Here is an 8,544-nt window from a genome sequence, read left to right as displayed (position 1 = left end):
GATGTGCTCTCCGCCGAGCGCCAGCAGCGGTCGGTGGCAATGGCCGCGGTCCGCGACGAGGTGAATACGCTGGCCACCCGGATCGGCACGCTGACCGAATCGCTACACCGCGACGAGGTGGCCAAAGCGCAGGCGGCGCTGCGCATCGAGCAGCTCGAGCAAATGGTGCTCGAACAATTCGGCATGTCGCCCGACGTCCTGGTCGCCGAATACGGCCCGCAGGTATCGCTGCCGCCGACCGAGCTGGAGATGGCCGAATACGAGCAGGCCCGCGAGCGCGGCGAACAGGTGACGGCGCCGGCCCCGCTGCCGTTCGACCGGCCCACCCAGGAACGTCGCGCCAAACGCGCCGAACGAGAGCTCGCCGAGTTGGGTCGGGTCAACCCGCTGGCGCTGGAGGAGTTCGCCGCGCTGGAAGAGCGCTACAACTTCCTGTCCACCCAACTCGAGGACGTCAAGGGCGCGCGCAAAGATCTGCTGGACGTGGTGGCCGATGTCGACGCCCGCATCTTGCAGGTGTTCACCGAGGCCTATGTCGATGTGGAGCGGGAATTCCGAGGGGTTTTCGCCGCGCTGTTCCCCGGCGGCGAGGGGCGTCTGCTGCTGACAAACCCCGACGACATGCTCACCACCGGGATCGAGGTCGAGGCCCGTCCACCCGGGAAGAAGGTCAAGCGACTGTCGCTGCTGTCCGGCGGGGAGAAGGCGCTGACCGCGGTGGCGATGCTCGTCGCGATCTTCCGGGCCCGGCCGTCGCCGTTCTACATCATGGACGAGGTCGAGGCCGCGCTCGATGACACCAACCTGCGGCGGCTGATCGGCCTGTTCGAGCTGCTGCGGGCCAAGTCGCAGCTGATCGTGATCACTCACCAGAAGCCGACCATGGAAGTCGCCGACTCGCTCTACGGCGTGACGATGCGCGACGATGGCATCACCGCGGTGATCTCTCAACGCATGCGCGGCCAGCAGGTAAACCAGCTGGTCACGACTACCTAAGCGAGGAACACGTTGCCGCAAGGTCTGTGGATCGCGATCGCGGTCGCTGCCGCACTGATCGTCATCGCCGTCCTGGTACTGGGGCTGCTGCGTTATCGCCGTCGGCAGATCAGCCTGTCGGCCGGCGAGCAGACACCAACCCTGGATCGTTCCGGCGGCTACACCGCGTCATCGGGAATCACGTTCAGCCGCACCGCAACTCCCCAACACATCGACACCACGGGGCTGCCCGCTGTCGGTGACGACGCGACCATTCCGCGTGACGCGCCGAAGCGCTCGGTCTCCGATGTTCAACTGCCCGAACTGGATTCGGTGGCACCGCTGGCCGAGCCGACGCCGCCGATCGACCCGGCCCCCGCGGCGACGGCGCCCGCAACCGAGGAAATCGCACCGCCCGAAGGGCGCTTGGAACGTCTGCGCGGCCGGCTGGCCAGATCGCAGAATGCGTTGGGCCGCAGCCTTTTGGGGCTGATCGGTGGCGGCGACCTCGACGAGGATTCCTGGGAGCAAATCGAGGACACCCTGCTGATTGCCGACCTGGGTCCGACGGTGACCAGCTCGATAGTTTCTCAGTTGCGCAGCCGGCTCGCCAGCAAGGACGTACAAACCGAGGCCGATGCCCGTGCGGTGCTGCGGGACGTGTTGATCACCGAGCTGCAGCCCGGTCTGGACCGCTCGGTGCGGGCTCTGCCGCACGACGACCATCCGTCGGTACTGCTGGTCGTCGGCGTCAACGGGACCGGCAAAACCACCACGGTCGGCAAACTGGCGCGGGTCCTGGTCGCCGACGGCCGGCGGGTCGTGCTGGGCGCCGCCGACACTTTTCGCGCCGCCGCCGCCGACCAATTGCAGGCCTGGGCCGCCCGGGTGGGCGCCGAGGTGGTCCGTGGGCCCGAGGGCGCCGACCCGGCTTCGGTGGCGTTCGACGCCGTTGACAAGGGCATCGAGTCAGGCGCTGACGTCGTCGTGATCGACACCGCGGGCCGGCTGCACACCAAAACCGGCTTGATGGACGAGCTCGGCAAGGTCAAACGCGTCGTGACGCGGCGGGCCGCCGTCGACGAGGTGCTGCTGGTGCTCGACGCGACCGTCGGGCAGAACGGGCTGGCGCAGGCGCGCGTGTTCGCCGACGTGGTCGATATCACCGGAGCGGTGCTCACCAAGCTGGACGGTACGGCCAAGGGCGGCATCGTTTTCCGGGTTCAGCAAGAGCTCGGCGTGCCGGTCAAGCTGGTCGGGCTGGGGGAAGGACCCGACGACCTCGCGCCGTTCGAACCCGCCGCTTTCGTCGACGCGCTTCTTGGCTGAATAGAGTTGGCTGAAAAATATAAACCGTTGTCGTAGAAGACGTCTGCAGCAAACTTGCCGCCGTTGGAATGCGCGATCGTCGATGCCGGGCAGGTCGTGCACCGATTTTCACCGAACTCGCATCGCTGGTCCAGTGCGGTAGCTAACGTAGCGAGCATGCCGCGGAGCGGATCACCGTGCTGATCACCGCGTGGCGGGATCTGCAATGGCGACGGCGGCGCTTTGTCATTGCGATCATCGGCACCGGCATCGTGTTTGCGATGACCCTCGTCCTCACCGGCCTGGCCAATGGTTTTCGCGCCGAGGCTCGGCACACGGTCGACTCATTGGGTTTCGAGGCGTACCTCATCAAGGCGGGAGCGGTGGGTCCATTCCAGGGTTCGGCGCCGTTCCCGGACGCAGTGGCGACGGGTGTCGCCCGGATTCCGGGCGTCAAATCGGCGACCCCCCTGGTCTTTGGCGTCGGGGTATTGCAAGACCGGAGCGCGTCACAGAACGTCAACGTGTTCGGCGTGTCCGAACACGGCACCGGGATACCGACCGTGGCGGCGGGGGTGGCACCGTCGAACCCCGGCGAGATCGCGGTATCGAACACCCTGGGTCGCGCTGTCGGCGACGATCTCCAGATCAGCTCGCGCACACCGCGGATCGTCGGACTCGTCGACAATTCCACGGCGCTCGCGGGACAAGCCAACGTATTCTTCACCGTCGCAGGGGCGCAGCAGATGCTGTTTTCGGGACAGCCCCTGGTTTCCGCCATCGGCTTGCGCGGCATACCCGCTGAGACACCCGACGGCTACCAAATCGTGCATCGTGACGTTGCGTTGGACGACCTGTTGCGCCCGCTGCAAAAGGCCTTGGGGGCGATCTCCTACCTGGCGATTCTGCTGTGGGCGGTTGCGGCGCTGATTGTTGGATCGCTGATCTACCTGTCCGCGCTGGAGCGGACCCGCGATTTCGCGGTGTTCAAAGCGGTCGGTGTCAGCACTCGGGCGGTGCTCGCTGGCCTGGCGCTTCAGGCGGTGGTCGTGGCGGTGGTCGCGGCGGTGCTCGGCGCACTGCTCTCGCTGGTGCTCGGTCCGCTGTTCCCGATACCCGTGGTAGTGCCCACCTCGGCCTTCGTATTACTTCCGGTAATCGCGGTGGTGATCGGTCTGCTGGCGAGCGTCGCGGGAATGCGACGTGTGATGACCGTGGACCCGGCACTGGCGTTCGGAGGTCCGTAGGCCATGGGTGATCTGCGCATCAAGGAGCTCGTCGTCGAATACTCCAGCGATCGGTACGCGGTCCGCCCGATCGACGGCCTGGATCTGGAGGTCACCGCGGGATCGCTGGTGATCCTGCTGGGCCCGAGCGGGTGCGGGAAGACCACGTTGCTGTCGTGTCTGGGCGGCATCCTCAGCCCGACCGCCGGCCGCATCGAGTTCGGCAACGTCGAGGTCACCAGGCTGGATCGCCGCGCGCTCGCCGCGTACCGACGCGACACCGTCGGCATCGTGTTCCAGGCGTTCAACCTGGTAGCGAGCCTCAGCGCGGTTGAGAACGTGATGGTGCCGCTGTGGGCGGCCGGACGGTCGCGTCGCGCGGCCCGCGAGCGCGCCGAGGAGTTACTGACGCGCGTCGGACTACAGGACCGGATGCGGCACCGGCCCGGCGACTTGAGCGGCGGTCAGCAGCAACGGGTAGCAGTCGCGCGCGCGATCGCATTGGACCCGCCGTTGATCCTGGCCGACGAACCCACGGCGCACCTGGACTTCATCCAGGTAGAAGAGGTGCTGCGGCTGATCCGCGAGCTGGCGACGGGTGAGCGGGTTGTTGTGGTCGCCACGCACGACACCCGGATCCTCCCGCTCGCCGACCGCGTCGTCGAGATGGTGCCGCAGTTTATCTCTATCCACCGGGAACCCGAAACAGTCAGTCTTACAAGCGGTTCCGTGCTCTTCGAGCAGGGCAGCATAGGCGACCTGATCTACATCGTCGCCGAAGGCGAACTCGAAGTCGTACGCGAGTTGGCGGCCGGCGGTGAAGAACTGCTCAAGGTCGAGAAGTCCGGCGACTACTTCGGTGAGATCGGACCGCTGTTCGGTATGCCCCGCTCGGCCACGGTGCGTGCCCGTACCGATGCGACCGTCGTCGGCTACACCGTGCAGGCATTCCGGGAGCGACTCGGCGCCACCGGTGTGCGCGACCTCATCGAACACCGCGACATCGCAATGAATTAGTGACCTGCGCCGCCAACCGACAACTTCGTGTCGTGCATCGCAGGCGATATTGCGGACATCGTTGACCAACAGTGAAACGATGCTGGCGTGGACCCCAGCGGGGAGGGTGGCCGTGGGCCAACCCAGGCTGGGTTGACCTGCGGTTCCTGCGGGGCGCAGTCAAGTTCGCCGGCCAAATTTTGCGGGGAGTGCGGTACCCGCCTTGTCCAGGCCAGCCAGTCGGCTGAATACAAGCAGGTCACGATCCTCTTCGCCGACGTGGTCCACTCGATGGACATTGCGGCAGCCGTCGGGGCAGAGCCGCTACGCGAGATCATGTCCGGCCTGGTGGACTGCTCGACGACAGTCGTACAGCGCTACGGCGGCACCGTGGACAAGTTCACCGGGGACGGCATCATGGCGGTGTTCGGTGCCCCGATGGCGTTGGAGGATCACGCGTTGCGTGCCTGTCTGGCGGCCCTCGGTATTCAGGATGAGGTCAAGCGGCTGGCTGCGGAGGTCCAGCGTCGCGATAGTGTCGACCTGCAATTGCGGATAGGCCTCAATTCGGGTCAGGTTATCGCCGGTGAGATCGGTTCGGGCGCTACGGGTTACACCTCGGTCGGTGTGCAGGTCGGGATGGCGCAGCGGATGGAGTCGGTGGCGCCGCCGGGTGGGGTAATGCTCAGCGAGTCGACGGCGCGGCTGGTTGAGGGCGCGGCGGTGCTGGGTGAGCCGGAGATGGTGCATATCAAGGGCGCCAAAGATGCGGTACCCGCGCGGCAGTTGCTGGCCTTGGCGTCGCAGCCAGGAGGCATCGGTCGCTTTGAGACCACGTTGGTGGGTCGTCATTGGGAAGTGAACACCGTCACAGGTGTGCTCGATCGAGCGATCGATGGCCACGGAGGTGTGGTGTGCGTGGCGGGACCCCCCGGCATCGGCAAGAGCCGGCTGGTACACGAGGCCGCCGAGATCGCCCGCGGCCGTGGTGTCGCAGTGTTTTCGACCTTCTGCGAGTCGCATGCCGGTGACATCTCATTTCATGTGGTGGCGCGCCTGCTGCGGGCCATCGCCGGGATCGGCGATCTTGATGCTGAGGCCGCGCGGGCGCGGGTGCGCAGCCACGTTCCCGACGGTGTCGATCTGCAGGATCTGGTGTTGCTGGATGACCTGTTGGGCATCGGTGACCCGGACTCCGAGCTGCCGAGTATCGACCCGGCAGCGCGGCGGCGGCGGTTGACCGCACTGATCAACTCCTGGTCACTGGCGCGTACTGAGCCGGTGGTCTACATCGTTGAAGATTCGCATTGGATCGATGCGGTCAGCGAATCCATGCTGGCCGAGTTTTTGAAGGTGATCCCGCAGACCCCGTCGATCGCGCTGATCACTTACCGCCCCCACTACCACGGGGCACTGGCCCAGGTGCCAGGCGCGCAGACGGTGGCGCTGGCGGCACTGGGTGATGCGGATATCTCGGCGTTGATTGGTGAGCTGTTGGGCGCGGATCCTTCGGTGGGCGCGGTGGCGGTGCTGATCACCGAACGGACCGCCGGTAACCCGTTTTTCGCGCAGGAGATGGTGCGCGAGCTTGCCGAGCGCGGGGTGCTCCAGGGCGAGCGCGGCCGCTACCTGTGCCGCACCGATGTGGCAGAGGTCAGCGTGCCGGCCACGGTGCAGGCGGTGATCGCCGCGCGCGTCGATCGCCTTGAGCCGGGGGCCAAGCAGACGTTGAGCGCCGCGGCGGTGATCGGTTCACAGTTCAGCCCGGAACTGTTGATCAGCTTGGGGATCGATCCGGTCCTCGAGGTGCTGGTCGAGGCGGAGTTGATTGATCAGGTGCGGTTCACCCCGCGCGCCGAGTATGCGTTTCGGCACCCTTTGATCCAGGCAGTGGCCTACGAATCGCAACTGAAATCAGATCGTGCCAAGTTGCATCGGCGCCTGGCCGCGGCCATCGAGGCCCGCGACCCGGGATCGGTCGAGGAGAACGCCTCGGTGATCGCCGAGAACCTGGAGGCAGCGGGCGATGTGAAGTTGGCCTATGGCTGGCATATGCGCGCCGGGGCGTGGTCGACGCACCGCGATCTGGCGGCGGCGCGGCTGAGTTGGCAGCGGGCCAGCGAGATCGCCGACGCGTTGCCCGTCGAGGACCTCGAGCGCATCGGGATGCGGATCGCGCCGCGCACGCTGCTGTGTGGCACCGCCTACCGGGTCCATGCCAAAGACGCCCTGACGCGTTTTGAGGAGTTGCGTGAGCTCAGCACGCTGGCCGGTGACAAGGCGTCGTTGGCGATGGGCATGGCCGGGCAGGTGATGGACCACTGGATTCATGCCCGGGTGCGGGAGGCCTCAGCGCTGGCGGACGAACTGATGGCTCTGGTCGAGGCGATCGCCGATCCGACCATGACGGTCGGGTTGTCGTGGATACCGACACTGGTCAAGATCGAGACCGGCAACCACGCCGACGTGGCGCGCTGGTCACACACCGTCATCGAGTTGGCTGACGGTGACCCCACCAAAGGCAACTTCATCATTGGGTCGCCGCTGGCGTTCGCCTACGCCACGCGAGCGGTTGGCCGGGGGGGCACGGGACGTCCCATCGCAGAGGTGCTGCCCGACCTACCCGTCGCCGCCGCCATGTCACGTGAGGCGGACCCGACGACCCATGCCATGGTGATCGCCTTCACCTACGGAATAGGGATAGCCGATTTGGTGCTGCTGGCCGACGACGCCGCGCTGGAACTCATTGAGGACGCGGTGCAGATCGCCGAACGATCCGCTGACGATTTCGCCCTCGGCCATGCCCGCTACGCGCTGGGCCTGGCGTTGTTGCACCGCGACGCGCCAGCCGATCGTGACCGCGGACTGACCGCACTTGAACAACTTCGCGACATGTGTCTGGACGGGCACTGGACCCTGTCCGAGGTACCGCTTATCGAGGCCTACATCGGCTGCGAGCAGGGCCGGCGTGGAGACGTCGATGGTGCCATTGCGGCATCGCGGCCAGCCGTGGACGCCCTGTTCGCGGCGGGGCAGTTTGCCTGGTGCATCCCTACCACCGGCATGTTCGCGGAGATGCTGGTGACCCGCGGTGGCGAGGCTGATCTGAAGGAAGCGCACACCGCGATCGAGCGGTTGGCCGCCGCCCCGATCGACGTGGTGGACCGGGAGATCTGGTCGCTGCGGGTGCGCGCGCTACTGGCCGGCGCCCACGGCGACGAGGCCGCCCACCGCAAGCTCAGCCGGCAACACCGCGCCATGACCATGAAGCTTGGCCGGCTAGGACATATGGCGATGGCCGATTCGTGGACGGTGCGCGCTGCTGCGGCAGGCGCAAGCCGAATATTGTCTACTTCACAGAAAATATCTCGAAACCCTTTGTTGAACAAGGCTATTCAATGGTCGACGACATCGAAGCGGCGCCCGAAGTCAGATCCGACATAGCTGGCCGGAAATCCGCGGATGGAAACCGTCGGATTCTGCCTCAACCCGTGCGCCTTCTTCCCCGCTATTTGCCAGCTACGAGCGGCGCGCCGGGCCGTCTGTGCGCAGCGCCTGGCGGGCGGACCCGCCGCTTTCGTCGACGTGCTTCTTGGCTGAATTGACCCTCCCGCTTTCTGTAACACCGGCGAAACCTGTCAGCGCCGCCTTTTGTAACAACCAGTGCGCAAGGTTCTCCTGCAGGCCACAGGCAATTGTCTGGTGGCTGTCGATGGCCGACCGGAGGTGAAAGCGAGTGAGTTTCCCGACACTGGGCCAGCCCGATACCGGTGATACCGCTTGGATGCTGGCAAGTTCTGCACTGGTGCTGTTGATGACCCCAGGACTGGCGTTCTTCTACGGCGGAATGGTCCGCGCCAGAAGCGTTCTCAACATGCTGATGATGAGTATCAGCGCAATGGGTGTGGTGACGGTGCTGTGGGTGCTCTACGGCTACTCGATGGCATTCGGCAACGATACGCACAACCTCTTCGGCGATCCGACTGAGTACTTCGGTCTCAAAGGTCTTATCGGTGGCAACTCCGTGGCCGCGGACGCC

Annotated in this window: 5 protein-coding genes and 1 pseudogene; all 6 read left to right on the top strand. The window is 65.9% G+C overall.

Annotated features, from left to right (window positions below; genetic code table 11):
- On the top strand, positions 1–996 hold a 996-nt coding region (locus WAN02_RS09095; RefSeq protein ID WP_422263827.1), incomplete at its 5' end, for an AAA family ATPase.
- Positions 997–1,008: 12 nt separating this feature from the next.
- Entirely contained in the window at positions 1,009–2,304 is a 1,296-nt protein-coding gene (gene ftsY, locus WAN02_RS09090) for a signal recognition particle-docking protein FtsY (RefSeq protein ID WP_422263826.1), read from the top strand.
- 176 nt (positions 2,305–2,480) lie between these two features.
- The gene (locus tag WAN02_RS09085; RefSeq protein ID WP_422263825.1) at positions 2,481–3,530 is read left to right on the top strand and encodes an ABC transporter permease; all 1,050 of its coding nucleotides are present in this window, start codon (positions 2,481–2,483) and stop codon (positions 3,528–3,530) included.
- A 3-nt stretch (positions 3,531–3,533) separates the two neighbouring features.
- On the top strand, positions 3,534–4,526 hold the full coding sequence (locus WAN02_RS09080) for an ATP-binding cassette domain-containing protein (RefSeq protein ID WP_422263824.1): 993 nt from the start codon (positions 3,534–3,536) through the stop codon (positions 4,524–4,526).
- 87 nt (positions 4,527–4,613) lie between these two features.
- Positions 4,614–7,949 (top strand): AAA family ATPase, encoded by a 3,336-nt coding sequence (locus WAN02_RS09075; protein ID WP_422263823.1) that lies wholly within the window; start codon positions 4,614–4,616, stop codon positions 7,947–7,949.
- A 340-nt stretch (positions 7,950–8,289) separates the two neighbouring features.
- A pseudogene (locus WAN02_RS09070) lies at positions 8,290–8,544 on the top strand (ammonia channel protein); the annotation flags it as partial.

This window comes from Mycobacterium sp. (genome assembly GCF_049281135.1).
Lineage (GTDB): Bacteria > Actinomycetota > Actinomycetes > Mycobacteriales > Mycobacteriaceae > Mycobacterium.
This window is presented reverse-complemented; position numbering and strand designations above follow the sequence as displayed.

Coding starts and splice junctions, on each gene's coding strand:
- WAN02_RS09080 (WP_422263824.1), top strand. CDS start 3,534: ATGGGTGATCTGCGCATCAAGGAGCTCGTCGTCGAATACTCCAGCGAT.